This window comes from Methanosarcina horonobensis HB-1 = JCM 15518 (assembly GCF_000970285.1).
Taxonomy (GTDB): domain Archaea; phylum Halobacteriota; class Methanosarcinia; order Methanosarcinales; family Methanosarcinaceae; genus Methanosarcina; species Methanosarcina horonobensis.
On sequence record NZ_CP009516.1, the window covers coordinates 1870104 to 1895557 of the forward strand.

24 protein-coding genes and 1 pseudogene are annotated in these 25454 nt (G+C 44.0%); 16 read left to right on the plus strand and 9 right to left on the minus strand.

The window, feature by feature from the left end:
* The first annotated feature begins 90 nt into the window (after window positions 1-90).
* Entirely contained in the window at window positions 91-1428 is a 1338-nt protein-coding gene (locus MSHOH_RS08260) for an aminotransferase class III-fold pyridoxal phosphate-dependent enzyme (RefSeq protein WP_239451274.1), read from the plus strand.
* Between the two features lie 119 nt (window positions 1429-1547).
* On the opposite strand, the gene MSHOH_RS25080 is transcribed toward MSHOH_RS08260, so the two are convergent.
* The gene (locus MSHOH_RS25080) at window positions 1548-1931 is read right to left on the minus strand and encodes a transcriptional regulator FilR1 domain-containing protein (RefSeq protein WP_239451275.1); all 384 of its coding nucleotides are present in this window, start codon (window positions 1929-1931) and stop codon (window positions 1548-1550) included.
* A gap of 334 nt (window positions 1932-2265) precedes the next feature.
* Window positions 2266-2412 carry a hypothetical protein gene (locus MSHOH_RS25085; RefSeq protein ID WP_239451276.1) on the minus strand — a complete coding sequence of 49 codons (147 nt, stop codon included), beginning with the start codon at window positions 2410-2412 and terminating at the stop codon, window positions 2266-2268.
* Window positions 2413-2461: 49 nt separating this feature from the next.
* Here MSHOH_RS25085 and MSHOH_RS08270 point away from each other — a divergent pair, with 49 nt between their 5' ends.
* Both MSHOH_RS08270 and MSHOH_RS08275 read left to right on the plus strand, forming a co-directional pair.
* A complete protein-coding gene (locus MSHOH_RS08270; RefSeq protein WP_048136859.1) occupies window positions 2462-2821 on the plus strand; it encodes a transposase in 360 nt (119 codons plus the stop codon).
* Window positions 2822-2826: 5 nt separating this feature from the next.
* Window positions 2827-3267 (plus strand): IS5/IS1182 family transposase, encoded by a 441-nt coding sequence (locus tag MSHOH_RS08275; protein WP_052730774.1) that lies wholly within the window; start codon window positions 2827-2829, stop codon window positions 3265-3267.
* Here the strand turns inward: MSHOH_RS08275 and MSHOH_RS08280 are convergent.
* The 4 genes from MSHOH_RS08280 to carA form a co-directional block, all read right to left on the minus strand.
* Window positions 3242-3697 (minus strand): HEAT repeat domain-containing protein, encoded by a 456-nt coding sequence (locus tag MSHOH_RS08280; protein WP_048138837.1) that lies wholly within the window; start codon window positions 3695-3697, stop codon window positions 3242-3244. The two genes, MSHOH_RS08275 and MSHOH_RS08280, sit on opposite strands and share 26 nt — an antisense overlap.
* Before the next feature lie 340 nt (window positions 3698-4037).
* A complete protein-coding gene (locus tag MSHOH_RS08285; RefSeq protein ID WP_048138839.1) occupies window positions 4038-5222 on the minus strand; it encodes an argininosuccinate synthase in 1185 nt (394 codons plus the stop codon).
* Window positions 5223-5630: 408 nt separating this feature from the next.
* Window positions 5631-8909: a carbamoyl-phosphate synthase large subunit gene (carB, locus tag MSHOH_RS08290; RefSeq protein ID WP_048138841.1), complete on the minus strand. Its 3279-nt coding sequence runs from the start codon at window positions 8907-8909 to the stop codon at window positions 5631-5633.
* A complete protein-coding gene (gene carA / locus MSHOH_RS08295) occupies window positions 8909-10015 on the minus strand; it encodes a glutamine-hydrolyzing carbamoyl-phosphate synthase small subunit (protein ID WP_048138843.1) in 1107 nt (368 codons plus the stop codon). The genes carB and carA overlap by 1 nt, the downstream gene beginning before the upstream one ends.
* 223 nt (window positions 10016-10238) lie before the next feature.
* Between carA and MSHOH_RS24285 the strand changes: the two genes are divergently transcribed.
* Window positions 10239-10382: a hypothetical protein gene (locus MSHOH_RS24285; RefSeq protein ID WP_162197585.1), complete on the plus strand. Its 144-nt coding sequence runs from the start codon at window positions 10239-10241 to the stop codon at window positions 10380-10382.
* Window positions 10351-10638: a hypothetical protein gene (locus MSHOH_RS25090; RefSeq protein WP_239451277.1), complete on the plus strand. Its 288-nt coding sequence runs from the start codon at window positions 10351-10353 to the stop codon at window positions 10636-10638. Before MSHOH_RS24285 ends, MSHOH_RS25090 begins: the two co-directional genes overlap by 32 nt.
* Window positions 10639-10642: 4 nt before the next feature.
* Here the strand turns inward: MSHOH_RS25090 and MSHOH_RS08305 are convergent, their stop codons facing one another.
* Window positions 10643-11083, minus strand: coding sequence for a hypothetical protein (locus MSHOH_RS08305; RefSeq protein WP_048138847.1), 441 nt, complete (start codon window positions 11081-11083; stop codon window positions 10643-10645).
* Window positions 11084-11306: 223 nt separating this feature from the next.
* On the opposite strand from MSHOH_RS08305, the gene mtaA reads away from it, so the two are divergent.
* The 4 genes from mtaA (at window position 11307) to MSHOH_RS08325 (ending at window position 16393) form a co-directional block, all read left to right on the plus strand.
* Window positions 11307-12341, plus strand: a complete 1035-nt coding sequence (gene mtaA, locus MSHOH_RS08310; protein WP_048138849.1) for a methylcobamide:CoM methyltransferase MtaA — start codon at window positions 11307-11309, stop codon at window positions 12339-12341.
* Window positions 12342-12592: 251 nt separating this feature from the next.
* A complete protein-coding gene (locus tag MSHOH_RS08315) occupies window positions 12593-13438 on the plus strand; it encodes a tetratricopeptide repeat protein (RefSeq protein WP_048138850.1) in 846 nt (281 codons plus the stop codon).
* 579 nt (window positions 13439-14017) lie between these two features.
* Entirely contained in the window at window positions 14018-14530 is a 513-nt protein-coding gene (locus MSHOH_RS08320) for a hypothetical protein (RefSeq protein WP_239451278.1), read from the plus strand.
* Between the two features lie 399 nt (window positions 14531-14929).
* Window positions 14930-16393, plus strand: coding sequence for a cobyric acid synthase (locus MSHOH_RS08325; protein WP_048143292.1), 1464 nt, complete (start codon window positions 14930-14932; stop codon window positions 16391-16393).
* Window positions 16394-16485: 92 nt separating this feature from the next.
* Here MSHOH_RS08325 and tnpA read toward each other — a convergent pair.
* Window positions 16486-16948, minus strand: a pseudogene (gene tnpA, locus MSHOH_RS08330) (IS200/IS605 family transposase).
* 1193 nt (window positions 16949-18141) lie between these two features.
* Between tnpA and MSHOH_RS22700 the strand changes: the two are divergent.
* The 6 genes from MSHOH_RS22700 (at window position 18142) to MSHOH_RS08360 (ending at window position 21940) form a co-directional block, all read left to right on the plus strand.
* Complete coding sequence (locus MSHOH_RS22700; protein WP_239451279.1) at window positions 18142-18297, plus strand: DUF1328 domain-containing protein; 156 nt, start codon at window positions 18142-18144, stop codon at window positions 18295-18297.
* Window positions 18298-18779: 482 nt separating this feature from the next.
* Window positions 18780-19415: a hypothetical protein gene (locus tag MSHOH_RS08335; RefSeq protein WP_048138852.1), complete on the plus strand. Its 636-nt coding sequence runs from the start codon at window positions 18780-18782 to the stop codon at window positions 19413-19415.
* A gap of 349 nt (window positions 19416-19764) precedes the next feature.
* Window positions 19765-20013 carry a hypothetical protein gene (locus MSHOH_RS23620; RefSeq protein ID WP_158024093.1) on the plus strand — a complete coding sequence of 83 codons (249 nt, stop codon included), beginning with the start codon at window positions 19765-19767 and terminating at the stop codon, window positions 20011-20013.
* 356 nt (window positions 20014-20369) lie between these two features.
* On the plus strand, window positions 20370-20660 hold the full coding sequence (locus MSHOH_RS08345) for a hypothetical protein (RefSeq protein ID WP_048138856.1): 291 nt from the start codon (window positions 20370-20372) through the stop codon (window positions 20658-20660).
* Window positions 20661-21386: 726 nt separating this feature from the next.
* Window positions 21387-21608, plus strand: a complete 222-nt coding sequence (locus MSHOH_RS08355; protein WP_048138860.1) for a hypothetical protein — start codon at window positions 21387-21389, stop codon at window positions 21606-21608.
* Between the two features lie 8 nt (window positions 21609-21616).
* A complete protein-coding gene (locus MSHOH_RS08360) occupies window positions 21617-21940 on the plus strand; it encodes a YbjQ family protein (RefSeq protein ID WP_048138861.1) in 324 nt (107 codons plus the stop codon).
* Window positions 21941-22214: 274 nt separating this feature from the next.
* Here the strand turns inward: MSHOH_RS08360 and MSHOH_RS08365 are convergent, their stop codons facing one another.
* Window positions 22215-23735 (minus strand): glutamine synthetase family protein, encoded by a 1521-nt coding sequence (locus tag MSHOH_RS08365; protein ID WP_048138863.1) that lies wholly within the window; start codon window positions 23733-23735, stop codon window positions 22215-22217.
* 437 nt (window positions 23736-24172) lie between these two features.
* Here MSHOH_RS08365 and MSHOH_RS08370 point away from each other — a divergent pair, with 437 nt between their 5' ends.
* Complete coding sequence (locus tag MSHOH_RS08370; RefSeq protein WP_048138865.1) at window positions 24173-25354, plus strand: FprA family A-type flavoprotein; 1182 nt, start codon at window positions 24173-24175, stop codon at window positions 25352-25354.
* Window positions 25355-25454 lie beyond the last annotated feature (100 nt).

Consider the following 25454-nt stretch of genomic DNA (forward strand, 5'->3'; position numbering starts at 1 on the left):
GGGAAGAGGGAAGGCATTCTGGATTATAGTGAACCGATAAAATTTGAAAAACGGGATAACTATGACAAAACGGGAAGAAAAGAGGACACAATGAGGAAACTGGAAACAGAAATTGACTTTTTCGAACAGGAAGTAGGGCTGCTTGATGTTGTTGGCCCAAAAGCCAGGGAGATAATTGGCCAGGACTGCAATATGGTATCTTCATGCGTATCCCGCCCCTATCCTCTGGTTGTTGACAGAGCAAAAGGCTCAGTAGTCAAGGACATAGACGGAAAAGAGTACATCGATTTCGTTGCAGGGATTGCTGTTATGAATGCAGGCTATTCAAACCCTGAGGTTAAAGCCGCTATCTCTGCCCAGCTGGATAAAATGGTCCACTGCGGATACGGGGACTTTTTCGCCGAACCCCCTCTGAAACTTGCAAAAAAACTCCGGGAACTTTCGGGCTATTCAAAAGTTTTTTACTGCAACAGCGGGACCGAAGCTGTGGAAGCTGCAATGAAACTTGCTTCATGGAAGACAAAGCGCCAGAACTTTATTGCTTTCTATAACGCTTTTCACGGCCGGACCCTTGGCGCTCTTTCTCTGACATGTTCCAAAATCCGGCAAAAGGAGCATTTCCCTGTCATCCGTACAGTGCATACTGACTATGCCTACTGTTATCGCTGTCCCATGAAACTTGAATATCCCTCCTGCGGGGTCGAATGTGCAAAGCAGATAGAAAACCTGATTTTCAGGAGAGAATTAAGTCCGGAAGATACTGCTGCAGTCTTTATTGAACCGATCCAGGGAGAAGGAGGCTATATAGTCCCGCCTCCGGAGTTCCATAAAGAGGTAAGGAAAATTTGCACGGATAATGACGTCCTCCTTGCAGCCGATGAAGTCCAGACAGGCTGTTTCCGGACAGGCCCCTTCCTTGCCATGGAAAATTTTGAGGTAAGGGCTGACATTACCTGCCTTGCAAAAGCCCTTGGCGCAGGCCTCCCTATTGGTGCAATGCTTGCAGACAGCGCCCTTATGGACTGGCCTCCCGGAGTTCACTCAAACACCTTCGGAGGAAATCTCCTTTCATCAGCTGCAGCCCTTGCTTCCCTTGAATTCCTTGAAAAGGAAAATATGGAAAACCATGTCAGGGAGATGGGAGCTCATATCCGGCAGCGTCTCAGGGAGCTTCAGGAAAATTTCCCCTGCATAGGAGATGTCCGCGGTATTGGCCTCATGACAGGTGCGGAAATCGTGAAATCGGATAAATCCATAGATCCTGCCCGAAGGGACAGGATAATCAGGGAAGCCTTTAAAGAAGGAATCCTGCTCCTCCCCTGCGGAGACTCCGTAATCCGCTTCTCTCCGCCCCTCGTTATGACCGATGAAGAAGCCGATCTCGGGCTCGATAAATTCGAAAAAGCATTGAAAAGGGCGGCAAGATAAAGACGGTGAAACAAGGGCGGTAAGGTAAAAAAAGAAAAAGCTTAAGATTTTTCGAAAAAATCCCGTAACTCCCTTGAAGAAAGCCCGATAAGCCAGTCAGAGAGAAAAAAATGATAAACTCATAGATAGGTTATGGAGGGAGTCTTACAATATCCAAAAAGCCTCTCTCCCCACTTAACAGCCATCGGGTCAGAACTGAACAAACCTGTACTGATGTCGTACTCAATGCCACTTTTTTTGTGCAGGCTCAAAGCTAGGCGTTTATCCGTAACAATGAGCCCAACTTTAATATCTTCGTTCATAAGCATTAATTTAAAATTCTTATAATTTTTCAGTGCGGCTAGTTTTTCTATGTAAGGTGATTGCTTCAATTTTTCTGCAATATGAATGGAAACTATAAGCTCAACAGTGATTCCTTCTTTCACCCTTTCAGAGATAGAATCAGCATATCCTTCGGTTACCACGGACGATATACCGTATATATGATCTGCTTCTTTAATCATTTTTAACTGGTTATTGTAGACATTAAGGACTTTAACACCTCTATCTTTGAGGATTTCAGACTCATAAGACATCCGATTTCTTTTAGCAAGGGATCGGGAATTCTCTCAATATAATGCGTAGACCAGAAATATCTGAATTTATTGATTGTACCGATTGTTACAAAAGAGTCGGCTATTCCTGAAGCCACAATTTTTCCTGCTGGTGTCAGGAAATACTCACGTCCTTTTGTTTCTATCAGACGATCTGCTTCGAGTCTCCTGAGCTTCGGAATTATTGCCTGAGACGTGCTTCCGGTATTTTCACGCAGCTGGGAAAGTTTTCTGCTGTCCCCATTTAAGATAGAAGTATCTCTGTTAGAAGTCTTGACCTGTATATTGCCTGAACATCATCTTCCATTTCTTTATATAATTCGAAATGATTCATTCCTGTTGCCGCATCTACGGATTTTTTTCTTACTTTCTTATTAAATTGTTTTAACACAGAGCCTATCCCAAAAGTAATATTATGCTGAAATTATAAATATAGTTATATGTCATTCCATGAAATCGATGACGTTCTATGGGAATCAATAGAGCCTTATCTTCCTCCTCAGAAACCACATACAGGAAGACCACGTGCAAATATGAGGAAGTTAATGAATGGTATTTTGTACGTTGTTATGACAGGTTGTACATGGAAAGATGTTCCTCGCCGCTATGGTTCTAAATCAACCGTTCATAGATTCCACCTCTACCTCTGTGAACATGGAATTTATCAGGAAATCTTTAATGAACTTTTAAACAAAGGTTATGATTTGAAGAAAATAGATCTCTCTCATTGTTTTACTGATACAAAGGATATTCCGACTAAAAAAGGGGGAATATCGGCTACGACGGTCATAAAAAAGTAAAAGGAATAAAATTAAGCGTTTTAGTAGACTTACAGGGTCTACCTCTCTCTATAATTGTTGTTCCCGCAAATGAGAATGATTCAACACTTTATATACCTACACTTAAAAATTTCAAGATAAAAAGACCTGTAGGAAGGCCTGTTAACAGGCCTTCAAAAGTAACAGCTGATGGAATGTATGATACAGCTAAAATTAGAAAATATAACAGAAAAAGAGGAATAAAGTCCAATATACCAGTAAATAAAAGAAATAGGAAGAAAAAGAAGATAGGAAGACCAATAAAGGTAGATCAGAAAGAATACAAAATGAAAAGTATAGTAGAAAGGTTCTTTAGCTGGATAGAGTCATGTAAGAAAGTATTTCCAAGATATGAAATAAAAGAGGAATCATATCTAGGAGTCGTAATGGTAGCAGCAGTAATTAGATTAAATGAAGTTTTGGGATAGGCTCAGGGACAAATAAGAAAATCGATCCGAGAGAGCTAGCAGCACCTCCTTGCATGATATCATTTTCGTCAGCTATTAATCTGATTATATCTTTCCAGAATTTGTTCTTGTCAGGAATTTGTGAGAAGATTGAAATTATTGTATATGCAGCACCCCATCTGACACTAACGTCTTTGTCTGTAACAAGTCTATGAAGATCTTCTAAAGCTTTATTTTTATCTGGAATACTCGGAAAGCACGAGCTAATGAAAACAGTTGAGCTCCACCTGACATCGGGATCGATATCAAAAGTTAAACTATGAACTTCATCCCAGGCTTTTTCCTTGTCCGAAATCAAGTGAAAAGTATTGATTAGATGTTTCAACGATTCTATACGTTCTTCAGGATCGCCACTAAACATTTTACTATGGATGTCCTCCTGATTAACCAACAATTTACACCAGAAGTTCCTAAACTCTAAAACTTAAAAAACTTGCTATATTTTTTCTTCATTTCCGTTCTTTTTAAGTTAAGTAGTGAGTTTATTAGAATTTTTAAATTTATCACTTCAATTTTCATGCATTCGTTATGGAAAGGCCGGTCTCCTTCGTCGACCGGTGAGAGTCCAGGGTATAAAATGTGGGAATCTTAAAAACGTTATCTTATTATAAGAAAAATCAGAAAGGCTTGCTTCCAAGCAAACAATAACAAAATAGAAAAAAACGGTTTAGAATATTAAATTGAAAAAGAGTAGTCTATTCCTCTAAAAGGAACAGACAAAACTCACAATTTTATTTTTCCATTACTTTCCTGTACATCCTCGCCTGGAACCCATGATACTTCGCAAACCCTTCTGCATCCTTCTGATCAATAGTCTGGCTGTCAAACGAAACGAGATCCTCAGAATAAAGTGCATTTGGCGAGCTGCGGGCAAGGATAGTAAGTGCGCCTTTGTAGAGCTTCACTTTCACTGTACCTGTAACCCTTTCCTGGGACTTGTCGATAAAGGCGTTGAGGTCGGCAAACAGGGGGTCGTCCACAAGGCCTGCGTATGCCATTTCGGACCACTGCTCTTCAACGATCTTCTTGAACTTCAGTTCCCCGCGGGTCAGGACGAGTTTCTCGAGGTCGGCGTGGGCTGCGAGGAGTACGGTTGCAGCCGGGTGCTCGTAGTTCTCACGGGCTTTTAAGCCGAGCACGCGGTCTTCGATCATATCTGTCCTGCCGACGCCGTTCTCGCCTGCAATTTCGTTCATCTTCTTGACAAGGGCATAGCCGCCGAGCTTTTCGCCGTCAATGGCTACAGGGACTCCGGCTTCAAAGGCGATGTCAATGATCCTGGGCTCGTTCGGGGCTTCTTCCGGGGACTTTGTCCACTCGTAGATCTCTTCCGGCGGGACAAAAGAGGGGTCTTCAAGCCTTCCGCCTTCGATGCTGCGGCTCCAGATGTTTTCGTCAACGCTCCAGGGCTTGGACTTTGTAGCTTCGACAGGGATTCCGTGCTCTTTTGCGTAATTGATTTCCCATTCGCGGGTCAGGTTCATCTCACGCATAGGGGCGATAACGTCCATATCGGTCTGGCGAAAAACGGCTTCGAAACGGAGCTGGTCGTTGCCTTTCCCGGTACAGCCGTGGGCAAGGGCTACTGCGCCTTCTTTTTTGGCGGCTTCGACTACTTTTTTAGCGATCAGGGGGCGAGCTACGGATGTGCCCATGACGTAGCCTTCGTAGTTACCGTTGGCTTTTATCAGGGGGAAGATGTAGTCTTTTACGAACTCTTCCTTTGCATCGATCGTGTAGTGTTTGTTGCTGATCTTCTGGGCTTTTGCATCAGCTTTCTTAATCTCTTCTTCGGGCTGGCCGACGTCCACCGAGATTGTAATTACTTCGTCGTAGCCGTACTTTTCCTTGAGGATGGGGATGCACACTGAGGTGTCAAGCCCGCCGGAATATGCAAGTGCAACTTTCTTTACCATGCTTTTACTACCCCTTGTAACGGATTTATTAGTCAAATGAGAGTGATACATGAAATAAATATCTATAAAGTAAATAGAAAGCACAATCTGAAGTAAGTATTTTTGAAGTAAGTATTTTTGAAGTAAGTATTGTTTGAGGTAAGTATTATTTGAAGTGAGCATTTTTGAAGTAAGTATTTAAGGATAGCAGAGAAGCCATCCTTTTGAGTTCAGGAATTCCGGGCAAAATGCGGTTAGAGTTTTTGCTCAGATTCCTGCTCAGAGCTTTTGCCCGGAGTTTTCCGGTTCAGATAGGTTTCTGGTTCAGATTTTAGCTTGGAATTCGGGTTCAGAGTTATGGTTCAAAATTGGTTCAAAACTCTGATTCGGGTTCCTGTCAGGAATTCAGGTTTAGAGTTTCTCTAAAACTCAGTCCTGTTTTGAGTTTACTTCGGAATACTCACTTTTACCTGTCTTTACCAGATCGATCTTGCTTTCCTGCTCCATCTCTTTGTGGTACTCGTTGATGGATTTGATTGTAAGGTCCTGTCCTTTCTTCATGGTCTCAATAGCATCAGCCGCTGCAACTGCTGCCTGGATCGTGGTGATGTAGGGGACCTTGAAGTCGACAGCTGCACGCCTTATCCTGTAGCCGTCCCTGCGTGACATCTTGCTTGTGGGAGTGTTAATAATGAGGTCGACTTCGTCCCTGCGCATCATATCGATAACGTTCGGGCTTCCGTCGTGCACCTTCTTAACCGTGTCCATGAAGATACCGTGCTGTGCAAGGTAGTTCACGGTTCCCTTTGTACCCATGAGTTCAAGGCCTGCTGCCTGCAATTTCCTGGCGGCTTCCACAAGTTCGGGCTTGTCAACATTCCTGATTGACAGGAAGACCTTGCCTGTAAGGGGCAGGAGGTTGTCAGCTGCAAGTTCTGCCTTATAGTATGCCCTTCCGAAGTCGTAATCAACACCCATGACCTCTCCCGTACTCTTCATTTCGGGTCCGAGGACAGGGTCTGCTCCGGGAAGCTTGTCAAAGGGCAGGAGGACTTCTTTGATCGAAACATGTTTTGGCTTTGGCTCGTCCGTATAGCCAAGCTCCTTTAAGCTGTGCCCTGCAATCACTTTGGCTGCGATCTTTGCAAGAGGGAGGCCGACAGCTTTTGAGACGAAAGGAATTGTCCTGCTTGAACGCGGGTTTGCTTCGAGCACAAAGACCTTTCCGCCTTTTTCTGCCATCTGGATGTTAATCAGCCCTTTGACCCTCAGGCCGAGTGCAATCTTACGGGTATAGTCCCTTACCTGGTCAAGAACTTCAGGGGAGAGCGACTGAGGCGGAATTACACAGGCTGAGTCTCCTGAGTGGACGCCGGCTTCTTCAATGTGCTCCATGATTGCACCGATAAGCACATCTTTCCGGTCGCAGACCGCATCCACATCGATTTCGCAGGCTCCTTCAAGGAAGTCGTCAATAAGGATTGGGTGTTCGGGAGAAACCCTTACTGCCTCTTTCATGTAGCGTTCGAGGTCAATTTCATCATAAACAATTTCCATTGCCCTGCCGCCGAGTACATAGGAAGGGCGCACAAGTACAGGGAACCCGATTCTCTGTGCAACCTCAATTGCTTCCTGCTGTGAAGTTGCATACCCTCCTTCAGGCTGGGGGACGCCGAGTTTCTGCATAAGGAGGTAGAACTTTTCCCTATCTTCTGCAAGATCCATGTCTTCGGGATCAGTGCCCATAATCACGGTATCAAGGTCTGTCCTGCGCTTTAACTCCTTTTTCAGGGGAAGTGCAAGGTTGACCGAGGTCTGCCCTCCGAACTGCACAAGAACACCATCAGGCCTCTCACGTTCGATTACGTTCATCACGTACTCCATTGTGAGGGGTTCAAAAAAGAGCTTGTCCGATGTGTCAAAGTCAGTTGACACGGTTTCAGGGTTATTGTTAATGATATGTGTCTCTATGCCCTCTTCCCTGAGTGCGGTTACTGCATGGACGGTACAGTAGTCGAACTCAATACCCTGCCCTATCCTGATAGGCCCTGCACCGAGGATGAGGATTTTCTTCCTGTCTGTAGAGTTTGTCTCGCAGGTATCTTCGTAAGTAGAATAGTAATAAGGAGTTGCTGCCTGGAACTCGGCTGCACAGGTGTCCACCATCTTGAAGGTGGCAAGAATTCCTGCTTCGTGCCTGAGGTCACTTATCTGCTCCCTTGTTTTACCGGTCAGTTCTGCAATGCGGCTGTCAGGGAAGCCCATCCTCTTTATTTCACGCAGGAACTCAGGGGTCAGTTCTTCTGTCCTGATGCGCTTTTCCATCTCAACGATCTTCTTTATCTTTGAGATGAAGAAGGGGTTGATGCTTGTGAGTTCGGAAATTTCCTTTACAGACATCCCCCTCTCAAGCGCATGGAAGATAACAAAAAGGCGTTCGCTTGTGGGGGTCTTGAGAAGTGTTTTAATCTCGGGTTCGTCCCAGCGTTTTATCCCTAGCTGGTTATCGATATCGAGAGACTTAAAAGCCTTCAGGAGAGACTCTTCAATTGTCCTGCCTATTGCCATGATTTCTCCCGTGCTTTTCATGGCTGTGGTCAGGGTTTTGTCTGCAGTGGTAAACTTGTCAAAAGGCCACCTGGGGATCTTTGTAATCACGTAGTCAAGAGCTGGTTCAAAAGAGGCAGGTGTGCTCTTGGTAACATTATTTATAATTTCGTCAAGGGTCATCCCGATTGCAATCTTTGCAGTTACGCGGGCTATCGGGTAACCTGTTGCTTTGGATGCAAGGGCTGAAGACCTGGAAACCCTCGGGTTTACCTCAACAATGCGGTAGTCGCCTTCTTTTAAGGCGTACTGGATGTTACACCCACCCTCTATCTTGAGGGCGCGAATGATCTTAATAGAGGCGCTCCTGAGCATCTGGTGCTCTGCGTCTGAAAGGGTCTGAGATGGGGCAACGACTGCCGATTCTCCTGTGTGCACGCCCATAGGGTCTATGTTTTCCATGTTACAGATCACAATGCAGGTGTCATTTGCATCCCTCATGACCTCGTACTCAACCTCTGCCCACCCGAGTACGCTTTCTTCTATGAGTACCTGGTTGATGCGACTGCGCCTGAGCCCGCGTTCCGTGATCTCAAGGAGTTCTTCTTTTGTGCGGGCAATTCCTCCGCCAGCCCCACCAAGGGTGTAAGCCGGACGGATAATAAGGGGGAGGCCGAGTTCTCCAACAACCTCTTCGGCTTCTTTTAAGGAATGGACTGCCCTGCTCAAAGGCACCTTTTCCCCTATCCTGAGCATGGTTTCCTTGAAGAGTTCCCTATCTTCCGTATTTTTGATGGCTTCAACAGGGGTTCCAAGGATCTGGACACCGTATTTTTCAAAAACGCCCATTTCTGCAAGTTCGCTGGTAATGTTAAGACCTGTCTGGCCTCCAATGCCTGCAATTATCCCGTCAGGACGTTCTTTTTCAATGATTTTTTCAATAATCCTTGCATCGAGGGGCTCGATATAGACCGAATCAGCCATTTCTGGGTCGGTCATAATGGTTGCAGGGTTTGAGTTTACAAGCACAACCTGCACACCTTCTTCTTTTAAGGACCTGCATGCCTGGCTTCCTGAGAAGTCAAACTCGGCAGCCTGTCCGATTGTGATCGGTCCCGAACCTATAAGCAAAACCTTTTTTATGTCTTCACGTTTCGGCATCAGAGATCCCCTCCGAGGACCTTTACGACCTTGCCGAAGAACGTTTCCTCGGTATCAAGAGGACCTGCCTGGGCTTCAGGGTGGAACTGCACGCTGAAGATATCAAGGTCTTTGTGGGAAACTCCTTCAACTGTCCTGTCGTTTGCGTTCAGGTACTTCACATAGAGCCCTGTTCCTTCAAGGGAATCCGCATCGACAGCATATCCGTGGTTCTGGGAGCTTATGAAAATCCTGTTTTCAATAAGGTCCTTTACAGGCTGGTTTCCTCCCCTGTGCCCGAATTTAAGTTTGTAAGTCCTTGCTCCCATTGCAAGGGAAATAATCTGGTGCCCAAAGCAGATTCCTGCAACCGGAATCGTGCCTGCAAAAGCCTTTACCGCATTAATTGCATCAATTGCCTTTTCCGGGTCTCCTGGACCGTTTGAGATAAAGAGCATGTCAGGCTCGTAGCCTGCAATTTCTTTTGGTTTTGTGGTTGCAGGGACCAGGGTAAGGTCAATTCCCCTTTTATGCAGGTTGTTTATGATGTTCCTCTTTATGCCGAGGTCAACCACAACTGCATGTTTGGGTTTGTCGCTTCCCTTCCAGGCGCCCTCCGCTCCGGGTATGAAGCGGGGTTCTTTGCAGGTTACGCGTGCAATAAGTTCCTCGTCCGTTACCTGCGGAAAATTCCTTGCCACATCAACGGCTTCTTCCCCGTCGTCACTGCCAGTGATCAGAGCCGCACGCATGGTCCCGCGCTCCCTTGCCCCAATCGTGAGCATACGGGTGTCCACGCCTTCGATTCCTGGTTTTCCTTCATCCTCTAAAAATCTGTGGATAGAACGGGTGGATTTGTAGTGATAGGGTTTTTTGCAGGCTTCCCTGACAACAAGCCCTTCAGCATGGATGTTGTCGGACTGGAACCTCTCTCCGCTGACACCGTAGTTCCCTATCAAAGGGTTAGTAAACATCAAAATCTGGCCCTTATAGGAAGGGTCAGTCAGAGCCTCCTCATATCCTGTGAATTGAGTGGTAAAAACAAGTTCGCCGCAAGCTGTGCCTTCGGCACCAAAACCGGTGCCCTTAATAACTGTTCCGTCTTCTAATCCTAGTACTGCTTTCATCATCTGAACCTGCGAGTAAATGTCATAAGACATGTATAAGTGTTGCGATGACTATCCTGATTCTCAGGGTTTTTGCTATTTTTTCAGTCTTTTAATATATAAATTTATCAATTAAATCATTCCTTCAGGCAGAGCTACTCTTCAAACTGTACAGAAAATGCTATCCCTATAAATCCGGCTCTCAGTTTAATACTGGTTTCAATACATAAACCCGGGTATTTATATGGGTAAAAATTTAAAACTTGAAGTACGGAACATTACCAAAGTATTTGGAAAGAATCACCAGGGAGTTGCAGGAGAAATCCTGATAGACGGACAAAATATCACACACGTGAGTGAGGAAGAGCTGCGAGCACTCGCAGGGTAAAGCTCGGGATGGTGTTCCAGAACTTTGCTCCTCTACCCACAGGACCGTACTCAACAACATGGCATACGGGCTTGAAATCCAGGAAATTCCCGAAGAAAAGCCAAATCTTTACGGCATCCTTACCCGCTTCCAGTGGACCCATGACAACATCCAGGCTGTCATGATGGACATTGAAAACGGCATGACCCCCCAAAGAGGCCACAGCAAAGTGGGTCGAAAACAACCCGGAAAAAGTCAACAATTGATTGCAAAATAAAGTCTTAATTGGTCCAGAAAAGCTGCCAGGAAATTAAGGCAATGAGAAAATGACTGATGTAGATCAGAGGAATTTTTATTTTCCCAAAGACAATCCAGGGATAATAGTTTACGAAGGTGGGATTCCATTCGGACAGGCTGACAACAGGGTTTACCACAAACCATGCGAAGTCCTCAATGATCAACCCGCTGAAATAAGCACTTACGAGTATCCCGAATAGCCTGGAGTCCCAGCCCACAATAGCAAGCGGGAGCATCAGAAGCAGAGGCCACATTATGAAGAAAAGGAAGAAATGATATGCTGTAAGGGATACATTTTTGCAGAAAGTTATCTTCCAGCCGAGTTTACCCCTGTTCCCGGCTTCCCTGCCCTCCACATACGCTTCCCAGAACGCATTTGCGATCATTGCAGCCCATATGACTGCAAAAACAAGATAAACGTTCACAAACAGAAATATTTAGTTCATTATATTTAATTCGTCCTCCCATAGAGAAAAATAAATTGTTGAGAAGAAAGGACCGCGATGCCCGAAAAACAAATTGAAAAAAGGTTTTCGGGAGTAACTGGAGAAGGTAATTATTTGTCATGGCGGTAAAACTGATTTATCATAAGTGTAGTAAAAGTAGTAGCCGGCAAAAATAAAGCAAAAGCACTAAGGGATCATTTTCATGGAAAAACCTAATTTCAGGACAGAACTACTCAAAACCCTCGAAGGCAAAACCCCTGCTCGGATACCTGCTGGCACTTTCACAACCGCACCCGTACTCGAGCTTATGGACTTGAGCGGGGCAGCAAGACCCGAAGCTGACAGCCAGCCTGAGAAAATGGCAGTACTGGCGTTTTCTCAGTACGTCAATGCTTCTTTTGAAACCCTCAGGTATCCTTTTGATATGGTAGTGCTCGCAGAAGCCCTTGGTTGTACTGTCGATCCAGGCACGAAGGTGAAACTCCCTGCTGTGCTTAGGGGTTCCATTGAAATCTCCCCCTCAGTCCCGGAACTGCCTGAAGACTTCCTTGAGAGGGGCAGGATACCCGCTGTCCTGCAAGCTACGGAAATCCTCCGGGAAAAAGCCGGCTCGCACCTCCCACTCATTGCAGGGATGGAAGGTCCTGCAGACCTTGCAGCCTCCCTTTGCGGAATCACCCGTTTCCTGAAATGGACAATCAAAAGACCGCATATCGTAAGCAGACTTATTGACCTCTGCACCGATGCCTGCATAATGTATGCCAGGGAGTGCCTGAAAAGAGGAGCCGATGTGGTCGTTTTTGCAGATGCCGTTTCTTCCCCTGATATGATTTCTCCCGATACGTTCAGGTCCCTTGTAAAACCAGGTCTTGAACGAGTCCCGAAAGCCCTTTCAGGCGGCAAAAGTGTACTTCACATCTGCGGGGCTGCTGATAGTATTATATATGACATTGCAGCATGCGAGTTTGACGGACTCAGCCTTGAAGAAGGAACAAAAGACCTGAAAACCGCCGCTAGGATTGCTCACGAATCAGGTGTTACGTTAATCGGCAATATCTCAACTTCTGAAACCCTCTTCAGAGGCAGGCCGGAAGATGTAAAAAAAGAAGCTTTCATTTGTCTGGAAAGTGGTATTGACGTTCTTGCCCCTGGCTGCGGGCTTGCGCCTGAAACTCCTCTTCGAAACCTGAAGGCTCTGGTGGAAGCAAGGAATGAGTTTTGCGGGAGAAAACAATGAATTCGGTTACTTGAATATCTTTTTTAGCCATCCTGATCAGTTATCCAGATCAGTTATCTAGACATATTTCAGTCTTCCGAACTTCTTTTGTTCTCGAACATTATAGTAACATTAGTATATTATAAAACAACATTTCTTTATCAGAATAGTTTTTCCAGATTTGAAGTAAACAACTTCAGAATAAGAGTTATGGCACTTTGTACTCTGAAAACGCAAGTTTTGATTATTCTTATTGGATATGGGGCAAAAAAATGGCAAAAATGACAAACGCACTCAAAGACCTTGACAGACTGGCAGGGGAAAGCTACAGCAAAGCCAGGATTTTTTTCCAGACAGGCAAATATGATGAGGCTCTTATCGCCTACGGAAAAGCTGAAGAAGCCTGGAAAAAAATAGCAGAGCTGCTTTTTGAAAAAGGGAAAGAAAAACGTGGAAAAGAGTTCCTTGAAAAGTCTCAGGAAGCCCGGTCCTGCACAGGAATGGCTCTATTTAAGCTTGGAAAATATACAGAAGCTCTGAAGATTGTTGATGCAGTTCTTGAGTTTAAGCCTGACAGTTCCACCGAATGGTCCAACAGAGGTTTTGTTCTCTCTGCTCTAGACAGGAATGAAGATGCTCTCGAAGCCTACGAAAAAGCTCTCTCCCTCGACCCCGAGTCCCCTAAAATCCTGACAAGCAAAGGAATAGTTTATTTCAGGATGGGGATTCCGGAAAAAGCCCTGGAAACTTTTGATAAAGCTCTTGCAGCCGAGCCAAAACAGGCTTCTGACTGGGCATGCAAACTCCCAAGGTTCAGCTTCTTTTCCCGAAACAAAGCTCCCGTCATGAAGCCTGATAACGCTGAAACCTGGTACTGGAAAGGCAACATTTTTCTGGAACTTGGGGAAAAAGAAAAGGCTCTTGAAGCCTATAAAACGGCTCTTGAAAGCGATCCTGAACATCTGGACTCTCTTCTTTTCGGCGGCGATCTTCTCTGTGAGTTTTCAGAATATAAAGAGGCTTTCAAATGCTATGTGCGGGCTCTTAACCTCAGCCCTGGAAACGAAGCTGCAAAGCAGGGAAAAGAGTTCTGTGAGACAAAAATTAACGAGCAGTAATGAGTAAATTGCTTTTTTGACAGATCTCCAAGACATTCTGAAACGGATATCCAGATTAAATTTTTCACATTTCTCTTCTGCACCTCTAGGGCTGGAACCGGGCACCAGTAGTGAAAGAAAGTAGCACATGATCAGTACACCCTCAAATGATGTCAACTACTATGGAAAAAATACACCCGGCTGAAAAATACTTTCTTTAATCTGCGAACTGTTTTTTAATCCAAAAATATTATAAAAGTCTCTGCCAGTTTGTCTGGGATCTATTCACAAAACAAGAACGAGAAAACCGAAGAAGTTCGAAAATTAGCAAAATAATCAAAGAGACATGAAAAAAAGTATTTTCATTGTATGTTTTTTCCTATATTGTTCGGATCTTATTCTTATTTTTAGCTTTTTTTCCCTTATTTTTTTCTTTTTTGTCTGCAGGGCCGCTCTCCTTCGTCCATCTATTTTATAGTTTTTTTAAGTTAGTCCTCTTGAGTGAAACGGAGCGTAGCGAAAAGGACCTCGGGCGAGGCGCAAATCGGGAAGTACGGTTTAACAGGCCAGGAAGTACCCTCGTATAATTGATATACCATCGTGACAATCCTTAAAGCTATGAATAGCAGCAAATCCGAAGATTCCGTTTTAGCTTCGCATTCTTCTGACCGGGCAGCTCGTGAAAACTGTGAAAAGCCACCTGCCAGGCAGCTAACTCCTACTTATGAATCAGCCGTTTTTTCAAGCCCTGCCCTTGACCAGTTCAGGGGACTTTTACCTGACTTCAATAACCGCTTATCTCCTGAGCGAGATCTGGGGCTTTCTTCTCTTTGGCCTTCCCGACTGAGCCCGGAATCCCTTCCGAGACTTGTTTCGGACTCTGATCTTGGACTTGCATCCGGTGCCCTTTCCAGCCCTCTTACAGGGCTCAAAACCGAAAAGCCTGAAATGCCTGCCGGAACCGGGCTTGAAATTAAGCCTGACCTTCCAGGAAGGATTCTTGCAGGAGATAAAATAGGCTCGCTCACACCTGGCGGTGATCTTTCTATTGGGCTTGTTAAGAGCAGGTTAATCAATCTCAGGCCAGCTGAGGATGAAACAAAGGAGAAATGAAGGGCAGGAAGTAAGAAAAACAGTTTTTTTAATTATTAACCAGAGCAGTTAACCGGACAGTGAAACTGCTCTTACTTATCTCTTTTCTTGAAACTTGCCAGGAGGGTTTTACTGCTCAACCCGGGTCTATGGACCGAATAAAAAAAGTAGTCATTTTTTATTGGTTACGGAAAATGGAAAAGTTATTAAAATTAACTAAACAAAACCTGCAATGAATCCGAAAGTATTTATTCTTTAGTTGAAGTATAAGATGACAATTATTAAATCTAAACAAGTTTACTTGAGTTATATTCGTAAGACCAAAATCTCACTGCTGATTTTGGCAAAATTGTTGCTTAAAACCGCCACTTACACTTGAATTATATAAAAACTCCTGTTCAAGCAGAAGGTATGGTAAAAATGGAGAAGAAAAGCCTCTTGATCCTGGGAACCGCCTCTCATGTTGGGAAAAGTTCAGTCGTGACTGCCATATGCAGGATCCTGTCCAGAAGCTACAGGGTTGCTCCTTTTAAGGCCCAGAACATGAGCCTGAACTCATGGATCACAAAGGACGGAAAGGAAATAGGAATTGCACAGGCAATCCAGGCAAAAGCCGCAGGTACAGAACCTACTGCAGATATGAATCCTGTCCTCCTGAAGCCAAAAGGGGATTGTGTTTCCCAGGTAATCCTGCTGGGTGAACCCTATGCTGACAAGAGCGCAGGCCAGTATTACGATTCCATTGAAGAGATGCATGCAGTCCTTAAAGGAGCTCTGGAAAGGCTCTGGAAAGAACACGACATTATCGTTATGGAAGGAGCCGGAGGGGCTGCAGAGATCAACCTCTATGAAAGGGATATTGTAAATGTAGGTACTGCCAGACTCACTCAGGCCCCGATAATTCTTGTAGGCGATATTGAAAGGGGAGGCGTGTTTGCAAGCCTTTACGGCACGGTTGCCCTTCTGCCTGAAGATGTGAGAAAAAACGTCAAAGGATTCATAATCAACAAGTTCAGGGGTGACATCGAAATCCTGAGACCTGGACTCAAGCAGCTTGAAGAAAAAACCGGGATACCTGTACTTGGAGTCCTTCCTCATTTCAAGCTCCGCATTCCCTCAGAGGACTCGGTATCACTCGGGGATAAAGAAGGAGAGGGCTCAAAAGCGGAAAAAGAAATCGAAATTGCAGTAATCCGCCTTCCCAGAATCTCAAACTTCACGGATTTCGAACCCCTTGAGGGACTCGTGAAAGTCCGGTACGTAGACATTGACGAGGATCTCGGAAGCCCTGATGCGATCATGATTCCCGGCACGAAGAACACGGTAAATGACCTTCTCGACCTCAGGGCAAGCAGGATGGATAAAAAAATCCAGGCATTCAAAGGAAAAATCCCTATCTTCGGGATCTGCGGCGGCTATCAGATGCTTGGCAGGACTATTTTTGACTCCGGAGTGGAGAATGGAGTCGAAGCTGAGTTTGAGGGTCTCGGGCTTCTGGATATAGGGACAAGGTTCGGAGATTATAAAAAGAGGACGGTTCAGGTAACAAAGAAAGTTAAAGGACACGGTCCTATCCTGAAACCCATAGACGGTGAAGAGATAAAAGGTTATGAGATCCACATGGGAGTTACTGATTCAAACCGCACCGTTTTCGGAGACGATGGAGCCATTGATGAGAACGGCCTCGTAATTGGCACGTACCTTCATGGGCTCTTTGATAACAGGAATGTAAGAAATGCCCTTGTTCAGTATCTCTATGAGAAGAAGGGGTTAGAATACATGCCTGAAGAGATCATAAGTGAAAATGATGCCTATGAAGAACTCGCAAATGTGGTTGAGCAAAATATCGATATTGAAAAGCTCTACGAGATTGCAGGAGTCTGAGTAAATACCAGGCCGAAAATCAAATTGCGGGCGGCCACCCCACCCTAAAGGATGGGGTATGCTTCGGGCCGCCCGCCCGGTTGTTCTGGTAATTAGAAATCATCAAGTCTTCTTTGCTTGGATCTCATGAACCTATGCAATCGAGACTCTTCACTCGGTTTTCCTTGCGATTCTTTAATGTAATGCTTAATTGTATCAGCAGTTACGTTTCCAACGGATCGATAGAACTTTCCACTTGACCATAGATTTCCACCCCAATATCGTTTTTTAAGATCAGGATGAAGCTTGAATAAGCTGTAAGAACTACCTCCTTTCAAATACTGAATTACCTCTGACAGAGAATTACTTGGATGAAATTCAAGAAACAAATGAACATGATCATCTACTACTTCCATTGCATGTATTTTGTAGCCATTTTTAGCACAAATTATACTGAGAATCAACTCGCAATCCTTTTTAATTCTCTTATTGTAGAATATATTGTATCGACTTAGGCACCAACACGATGTGGTAAGTAATCTGACCATAGCCATGGCTAAAACTGCGTAATTCCAACTTATATCACATCCTAGCCAAAGGTGGCTGGCACCACCTCTGGTTATGGTGCCAAAAAAACCTTATTTTACAAAAAAAGTGAGGATTTAGATAATTAAAGTGAAAAAACGAAGAGGCGAGGGTTCACTTCATCCCCGACCTGAAGGACGGGGTATTCGTGACCCTCTGCGCTCCATTAGTAATAAAATATTAGAAAAGTGATTATAGACATTAAAACATTTTACATCGACTTATTTTTTGTTTCTAAACAATTTTTGACATAATTAATTTAAAATAAATTACGTTACTAGTATATTATGGAGTTAGGAAGTCTAAATGGGAAGTGGGAGTAGGTAACTACAACCACCAAAAGAAATACCTGGATGTCGCTGATCTTTCTTCGAATCGACTATGTTCGGGGGAGCATGATATTCGAAGAGACTGTATTGGGGGATACAGTAAAAAACAGCGACTCTGGGTTTCTTCTTACGCTACTATTTTATTTCTGTCGATAATTTTACAGGCTCATTGAGCCTGTCTTCCTCCCACTCAGTTAAATTTCTAGTATGCAAGCCTCTAAACTCAAAGCCATCAGACTGCAATGTCCTTTCTCGTATCTATTCCGGGGCTACTCCCGGAACAGAATAATCCTCATTCCTTTCTTTTTTCCGGAGCTTCGCGTGCTCCGCAGCCCGTCTGCTGAAAAAGGGAGTTCTATCTTTTTGTTCGATTCCCGGAGTATAAATAAAATATTGGAAAAGTGATTATAGGCGTTAAATCTTTTTGTATTAAGTTATTTTTTGTTTAAAAACAATTTTTGATATAATTTATTTAATATAATTTGTTCTTTTAGTATATTATGGAGTTAGGAAGTAAAACTGTGTTTGTTCTCTACTCCAATAAGAACTATCTAGGGCACTATCTTCTTCCACCAAGTCGAAGAGACTGTATTAGAAAAAAAGAAAAATACAGCGCTTCTAGGCTTCTTATATTTTTATACTTTTGTACAAGGGGAGGATTAAACATGGACAAAGAAATAAAGATAGAATAATACTCAAATGCTTCATGGTCATATATTTGAGATTTGGGAATTTATAACTGAAGAACAAAAAAACTTTTTATTATTTTCTGATGTCTTCCAATCTTGAGCATGACAAATAGTTAAGCACTAGTTACTTGTTTATTAAATAAACGGGGGAATAAATATAGTTGATTTGATAGGACTTGCTGTAGTACTTTTAGTATTAGCGTTAGTTGCGTATATACTGGGTGCACGAGGAATCGCCGGTTTCTCAATGGAAATTGCAAAGTGGCTCATTATAATTTTTCTGATACTTGCTGTTATATCGTTTTTATATGGACGCTTTTGACAATAAGCAAAAGAAGGTGTTATGTGCAATTAAATTCCTCATTCTAAATACCTTTTCTTTTTTATTATTCTTCGGCTAATTCTATCATATTACATTTTTCTATACTCCCTGTTGAAATAGTATGTTTCAATGTAAGATACCTCGCCCACCTGAGATATGCACTCAGGCGAGTTTAACCCTCTAACCACCTCTTTTTTTGTAATCATTTGCAGCCCTTCTGAGCAATTCTCCTTCTATCCCATACAACCCTGCTCAAAGTCCTGACCTCTCAGCCAGCCCACTACAAAGTGCCATCACAGTTCTAATCCCGGCATAATTATCCGGGGCTTTCACCTGGAGCAGAACATCCTGCATTCATTCCTTTCTTTTTTCCGGGTGCTCCGCAAAATCCCGGTACGGCTGTAAAATCAAAACCGGATGACTGCGTGCATGGTAGAAAAATCGGGAAAAGGCTTTTAGCTGATGCGCGATGATGTCCAATTATGCACAATTACGATGATTACCTTGACCCATATACCCACGAATCATATGGCATCCAGCCTGAACAGCCTGCCAGTAACAGCCCACAGAAAAAAGCCGGAATGGGCAAAACAGCGGTAAGCCTCATTCGCGTAGCGGTCATTATGATTATAGGCGTGACCATCTTTGCAGCTGTACCCGATACAACATCCAGCATGGCTGCCGGTGGAGTCACAATTCATATCACAGAAAATCCCCTTGACGGTGACATTATAACGCTGGAGGATGATGTTTTTGAGTTCGATTTCGGGGATGGTGTTGCAAACGGTCATATCCCGGTACAGATTGCAGGCACTGCGCAGGGCATAGCTAACAATCTCAAATATGTATTAGTAGAACAGGATATCCCGCTAAATAAGAGTCCTCTGGAGTCTCAGTCTCCCGATTCTTTCAACATCCGCAACAGTTCTTCTTCCTCTTCGATTATCTTTCTAAAAAATTGTTTCCGCTCTTCGGTCACAGGAGCGCTTATTTCTTCCATACTCCGAGAATTAGGGAACATCGGCTTGTATACCATTTTGCAACCACCTACAGGCTCTATTGACAATCCGGCTATAATCCCTTCGTCCATCCAATACGGCTCTCCAGACAGCCTGTAACTCACTCCTTGGTTCTATTTTTGGGTGCTTCGCAGCAAATTACATAGATACTTTCTAAACTTATTGAGTTCTGCGAGAAAACGCAGGAATGTGAAAAATGGTAGAAAAAATAAACCCTGAAAAGGTACTTGCAGTTCTAACAGAAAACCCTAAGAGTCAGTCAGAAATAGCACGGGAATTGAACTGCTACCGGGGAACACCTCGCAGACATCTTCAGCGGTTGGAAGCATTCGACGCAGCCCGATTGACAGATAATGGATGTGTACGAACCGGTACGGCATATGTAGCGCAACAACTCGCAACAGGTGCTCCGCAGGATATGTCCGATGAGGATATCATCGCTAATGCTTTGAAGCATTGCGAGTGGCTTGATTCCGGTGAAAGCCTGCTTGACAGCGTGCAATGGGCGATTGCCGAGCACGGTAGCAGCCTATGTTATCACATTGACAACATGATCACGTGCCTTGATGACGAAGACGAAAAAAGCGTACATGTTTTGTGGTGGGCTACAAAGAGCTGCGAGAGTCTGCGGAGCATGCTGACCTGCACCTCAAAGCGATCAAGTACCTTCGAGCGTACAAAAAAGCGTTGGAACTGAAAAAAGGCGGTGAGTAATATGCAGATCATGAAGTTTCTGAACGAAGAACCTGTTGAGCTGTATGACTCCATCGAAGACCTACTTGCGGAGCACCCTGCATCCAAGCCTGTATTTCAATCCTCACCCGTAAGGGTGACTTGGTAATGAAGCTTACTCGCATTCCCATATCTATTCTCAGGTTATAAGAGAGTTCTGCCTTAGTAGCATATCCTGTTATTTTTACTTTGTCGCTTCATAACATTTGCTACTTCCGATAAACTTCCGTATAATCTGTATATAAATTCCTATAAGCTCACGATGGCAGACGATGCTGGATTTAGAAAAGTATATATAAAGCTCAGGATAGAGCCAAATTCATGGCGATAATATACATTGGGCAGAAACTCGGAAGTATTGACAGAATCCGGAAACATGTAGACATGCGCGTACCGCGTAGCGCCGGATGCGTCACATTTCTCAGGGACGGTTTGGTCGTGGAAGTGGTCAATACCAGCAGTATGCGTGAGACTGTGTATGAGCGGGTTTGCGGCTGGCGAAATGTGCATATCCATGCTCGGCTGGACTATGCGGATCAGGTGGAGATCTGCGAGGGTACTGTCGAAGGTGATGTACAGTATCCGAAAAATGAGACATATTGTGCGTATTGATGCCCAAACTTGGGTCTTACTCTTTTTATCACATTAAGGTGTAGCCGATACCGATTTGTACATATCCCGTCAGCAAGAATGAAAACCAATTAGTGTTGGCTTTGCGCGAGTTATTGCTCGGTTACATGGAAGAATAACAACAATTACACTGAGCAGGATAGTAAGAATAAGAATTTCATCAAAAAGTTTCCCAGCAGGTGTATCTGCTTCAAATATTATCGTATATAACGTGTTTCTCCAATCATTATCAGGTGGTCTATTTTGCGGGTTATCTTTAACTGAACCAGGCATTGTTAACATCCATCATGCATAAGAGTTTAATACGAAATCCAAGTTTCCGCAGATGTGGTCGTGGTACAGAATCTTTGAAAGCAGTTACATCAACCTATGTTTCAAAGAGTAATTAATATTTTTCTTGCAGAATCTAATATCACGGGTATTTAATATCATCACTAGCGCAGTAGCTAATACAATAACTAAAATTATAGTTTAATAATTTAAGTTTTTGACCTGTTCTCCAGTGTGGAATAGTTCGAGTTTTTCTTTACTTCTTCTGCTTTCGTTTTCATGAAGATTCTTCTATCAGCATAGCCCTTACAGGAAAAGTTGCCAGGATGAAACATGTCTATAAATATAAAGAAAGTGATATGTATCCTGTACTTATATAAAATCTCAATATATCTGGTTTCTGTGAGGATTTTCAGCTTTGTTTGAAGAGATGTTCTTATGAATAGTAGCACAGCACTGAAAAATCTTGGCATAGGACTGGCAGTAACCGGCTTTGTCTTGCTGCTAGGATATGGACTCTATAACTTTTTCGCTGTAGAGTCCGACCTGGTACTTAAAGTATCTATTGGAGCAATTGTAGCAGGTATACTACTGGTATTATTGACATTGATAAAAGAAAAGATGAGTGTTGAGGACAAGGGAACTGAAAGAAGATACTAGGTGAGAGTATGATAATCGCAACCACGGATACAATAGCAGGAAAAGAGATTATACACACCCTTGGAATGGCTCGCGGCAGTACCATTCAGGCCAAGCATATTGGTAAGGATATTATGTCAGGTTTGCGCAGCGTCGTAGGGGGAGAACTGACAGAATACTCGGAGATGCTTGAAGAGGCACGGGAGAAAGCAATCAACCGCATGGTTGAGGATGCAGAAAAAATGGGAGCTGATGCCGTGATAAATGTCAGGTTCATGACTTCCATGGTAATGGCAGGGGCAGCCGAGATACTTGCATACGGAACAGCTGTTAATATAAGGGACAAGGAATAATCAAAGAATAAGGAATAATTAAAGAATAGTGATTGAGCCAGGGAGTCTCACTGCTTTGCAGTTAACGATATCTTGACCTGTTTATCTCTTTCAATTTTACAATATCGTGGCGGTTTATCTGCTGCTCTGGTTTATATATTGTTTTTACTTCCTGCTCGTCTTTTGAGAAAGTTAAAAGGAGAAAGTTAGTTTTTGCAGGGCCCTGCTTTGTGACAGGCAGAGCCCTGACTTTTTCATGAAAAAAGGAATCCGGTTTGTTTGAAATCTTTAGATATCAGCAAACGTGTATGTATTTGTCCACAAGTTTCCTGATCTCTTCGTTCTTACCGTAGAGCCTCTCACTGAGCTGATTGTCGTCAAGGCCTTCAAGGTATTTTACGGTGTCATTGATCATACCATCTGTGAAGACATCATACTGAGTGAAGACGTCCCTGTACTTCTTCAGGGCTTGAGCGGACTCATAGCAGGAAGCAGGCAGGTGTTCAAGCTGAGCGAGCCTGTCCTTGTGCTCTTCCTTGAAAATGTTGACATCAATGTAGAGCTTCTTTGCAAGGTCAAGAGCGTTGTCCATTTCAAAGCCGTGGCGGATACCTACAGCAAATGCTGCAAGAAGGAGGTAAAGGTCAGCTGAGGGGTCTGCTGCACGGAATTCAAAGGTTGACTTGTAGCTGTGGCTCCTGAATTCTTCATTGTAGGTCGGGTTGGCTATTGCAATCATCTTGCTGGACTCTTCAGAGAACCATCCGAGTGGCACACGAATGAGTGCGGAGCGGTTCCTGTCTCCCCAGCAGATGTTGGTAGGAGCTTCCTGGTGAGGAACAAGGCGCAGGTAGGATGTTGGGATCCTGTTTCCAAAGGCAGTAATTCCTCCTGCAACGTCAAGAAGACCGGCCATTGCACGCTTTGCAGTGTCGCTGACGTCGCCGTTCTCCACCATAACACTCTTTCCATCCTTCAGGAGCTTCATGTGGACGTGCAGTCCGCTGCCTGCTTTTCCTACAGTGATCTTCGGGGCAAAGCTGACAACTACGCCGTACTGGTCGGCAAGCATCCTGAGCATCCATTTTGCAATAATCAGACGGTCTGCACTGTTCTCAAGTGTGTCGGTCTCGAACTCAATCTCGTTCTGCTCGTAGTAGTACTTGTCATCTGTGAAGTTTCCGACTTCGGAGTGCCCGTACTTAATTTTTCCTCCAGCTTCGGAGATGTACATCATTGCTTCTTTCCTTAACTGGTCGAATTTGGTGAAAGGATTGGACTCGTGGTACCCTCTCTGGTCAACAGCCGGGAAACCCATGTTGACTTCATCTTTGTTGGCAATAATGTAGTATTCGAGTTCGCCCATTGCCTGAAGTTCGTAGCCTGTCTTCTCGGTCAGGACCTGAGAAGCCTTTTTCATGACAGTCTCGGAAGAGCTTTTGAGTGGGCTTCCGTCCTTGTCAAAGTAAGAACAGAGAATGTCAAGCGTTGGGATTTCTTCAAAAGGATTTACAAAGGCAGTCCTGTATTTGGGGAGGACGTAGAGGTCGCTTGTATCTGCCTCGATGTAGGAGAAAAGACTTGATCCATCTACTCTTTCGCCAGCGGAAAGTACGTTGTCAAGGTGTTCTTCGTCTCTGATCACGAAGGTAAGGGCTTTAAGCCTTCCATCTCCGCCAACATAGCGGAAGTTGAGCATCTTAATCCCGTTTTCCTTGATGAACTTTATAATGTCTTCTTTGGTGAATTCATTTGCTGGTTTATTGAGATACTGTACCAGTTTATTTGGATTCAGTTCTATAGATGATGTTTTCATAAATATCCCTTCTTTATGGTTGTATATTCGAGTATCAAAGCCTCAATTCAATACTGAATATTTTCAGGCTCTCATGTTCCCACATTAGTCGTAAATTTGTGAATTACAGCCTGCTAGGAAGAAGATAACTTACTGCTGTCTATATAAGCTTTTCTTTTCTTCCTATGTTTAGGAGGAGCGATATTCAAAAAAAAGATACCAGTAGACGGTATGCTCTCATTATCCGTACACATATTTTTTTAGAAACTGACCTGATACATATACCTGATACATATCTTGGACGAGCACAGCTAATACATATATCGGAAGAATACATATAGACTCATTATAAAAGCTGTCGGGTGAGAGTGAGAATCAGGGTTTTCAATTTCCTGTTTTGCTTCATCTCTACCGACATTTTGCTTCATTTCTATCGACATTTGAAAGGGGATAAAGATATGGAAAATTATAATATTCCAGAAATAGCCCGGAAAGTATTCTGGGTTGGGGCAAAGGACTGGAATCGCAGGATGTTTGATGCTTTGATTCCTCTACCCCAGGGAACAAGCTATAACGCTTACCTTGTGGAAGGAGAAGAGAAAACAGCCCTCATCGATACCGTGAATCCCGGCTTTGAAGAGGAATTTGAACAAAAGATAAACCTTGTTTCCGACCTGAGAAAGCTGGACTACCTGATCATGAACCATGCCGAACCTGACCATGCCAGCGCTATCCGTTATATTATGGACAGGGCACCGAATTCTGTGCTTATCACGACTGAGAGAGGGGTGAAACTGGCAAGTCTCTATCATGAGCTGCCGGAAGGCCGGGTAAAAGTTGTTGCCGAAGGAGATAGCCTTGATCTGGGAGGAAAAACTCTCCGCTTTATAGAAGCGCCCTGGCTGCACTGGCCAGAAACTATGTTCACATACCTGCCAGAAGAAAAAGTCCTTTTTCCATGCGACTTTTTTGGAGCTCATACTGCCCAGGGAGTTTATGACGAGGACCTGGAAGACCTTATTCCCCTGGCAAAACGCTACTATGGAGAAATCATGATGCCTTTCGGGAAAATGGGTGCAAAAGCTCTTGAAAAAATAAAGGATCTTGATATTGAGATTATTGCTCCAAGCCACGGGCCTATTTATAAAAACCCGAAGCGGATACTTGAGCCCTATGCAAAATGGACTGCGGGAGAAACCGAAAATAAAGCCCTTATTGTTTATGTGAGCATGTGGGGTTCTACAAAGGAAATGGTCAATACAATTGCAGAGACTCTGCTAAAAGAAGGCGTCGACGTTAGAGTATATGACCTTGCAGTCTCAGACATAGGGGATATTGCCAGAGAGCTCGTTGATTCACGAGCCATTATCCTTGGGGCTCCGACAGTTCTTGCAGGCATGCATCCACTTGCCCTGTATGGCACCTACCTGGTAAAAGCGCTCAAGCCTCCGGCAAAGTATGGAGTTGTGCTCGGGTCATTTGGCTGGGGAGGGGGCGCATTGAGGCAGGCAGGAGATATCCTGACTCCTTCGAATATGGAGGTTGTAGGGACTCTTCAGGTTAAAGGCAAGGCAAAGGACGAAGATTTAAAGAAAATTGAAGAGATTGGCAGACAACTTGCCCAAAAAATGAAGACATAATTCCTGTGTAAACTCGAGCCTGTACCATGGTTTGTGCCTGGCTTGTGTCTGAGCCTGTGCATAAACCATTGTATTTTTTATAAACCTTACTTCGTAAAAT

Excerpts from the sequence above, each read along its gene's own strand:
- carB (WP_048138841.1), bottom strand. The coding sequence starts at position 8,909 with ATGCCGAAACGTGAAGACATAAAAAAGGTTTTGCTTATAGGTTCGGGA.
- MSHOH_RS08355 (WP_048138860.1), top strand. The coding sequence starts at position 21,387 with ATGAATAGTAGCACAGCACTGAAAAATCTTGGCATAGGACTGGCAGTA.
- MSHOH_RS08260 (WP_239451274.1), top strand. The coding sequence starts at position 91 with ATGAGGAAACTGGAAACAGAAATTGACTTTTTCGAACAGGAAGTAGGG.
- carA (WP_048138843.1), bottom strand. The coding sequence starts at position 10,015 with ATGAAAGCAGTACTAGGATTAGAAGACGGAACAGTTATTAAGGGCACC.
- MSHOH_RS08345 (WP_048138856.1), top strand. The coding sequence starts at position 20,370 with ATGGCGATAATATACATTGGGCAGAAACTCGGAAGTATTGACAGAATC.
- MSHOH_RS08360 (WP_048138861.1), top strand. The coding sequence starts at position 21,617 with ATGATAATCGCAACCACGGATACAATAGCAGGAAAAGAGATTATACAC.
- MSHOH_RS08270 (WP_048136859.1), top strand. The coding sequence starts at position 2,462 with ATGTCATTCCATGAAATCGATGACGTTCTATGGGAATCAATAGAGCCT.
- MSHOH_RS24285 (WP_162197585.1), top strand. The coding sequence starts at position 10,239 with ATGGGTAAAAATTTAAAACTTGAAGTACGGAACATTACCAAAGTATTT.
- MSHOH_RS25080 (WP_239451275.1), bottom strand. The coding sequence starts at position 1,931 with ATGATTAAAGAAGCAGATCATATATACGGTATATCGTCCGTGGTAACC.
- MSHOH_RS08315 (WP_048138850.1), top strand. The coding sequence starts at position 12,593 with ATGGCAAAAATGACAAACGCACTCAAAGACCTTGACAGACTGGCAGGG.
- MSHOH_RS08325 (WP_048143292.1), top strand. The coding sequence starts at position 14,930 with ATGGAGAAGAAAAGCCTCTTGATCCTGGGAACCGCCTCTCATGTTGGG.
- MSHOH_RS08370 (WP_048138865.1), top strand. The coding sequence starts at position 24,173 with ATGGAAAATTATAATATTCCAGAAATAGCCCGGAAAGTATTCTGGGTT.
- mtaA (WP_048138849.1), top strand. The coding sequence starts at position 11,307 with ATGGAAAAACCTAATTTCAGGACAGAACTACTCAAAACCCTCGAAGGC.
- MSHOH_RS08365 (WP_048138863.1), bottom strand. The coding sequence starts at position 23,735 with ATGAAAACATCATCTATAGAACTGAATCCAAATAAACTGGTACAGTAT.
- MSHOH_RS08285 (WP_048138839.1), bottom strand. The coding sequence starts at position 5,222 with ATGGTAAAGAAAGTTGCACTTGCATATTCCGGCGGGCTTGACACCTCA.
- MSHOH_RS08335 (WP_048138852.1), top strand. The coding sequence starts at position 18,780 with ATGCACAATTACGATGATTACCTTGACCCATATACCCACGAATCATAT.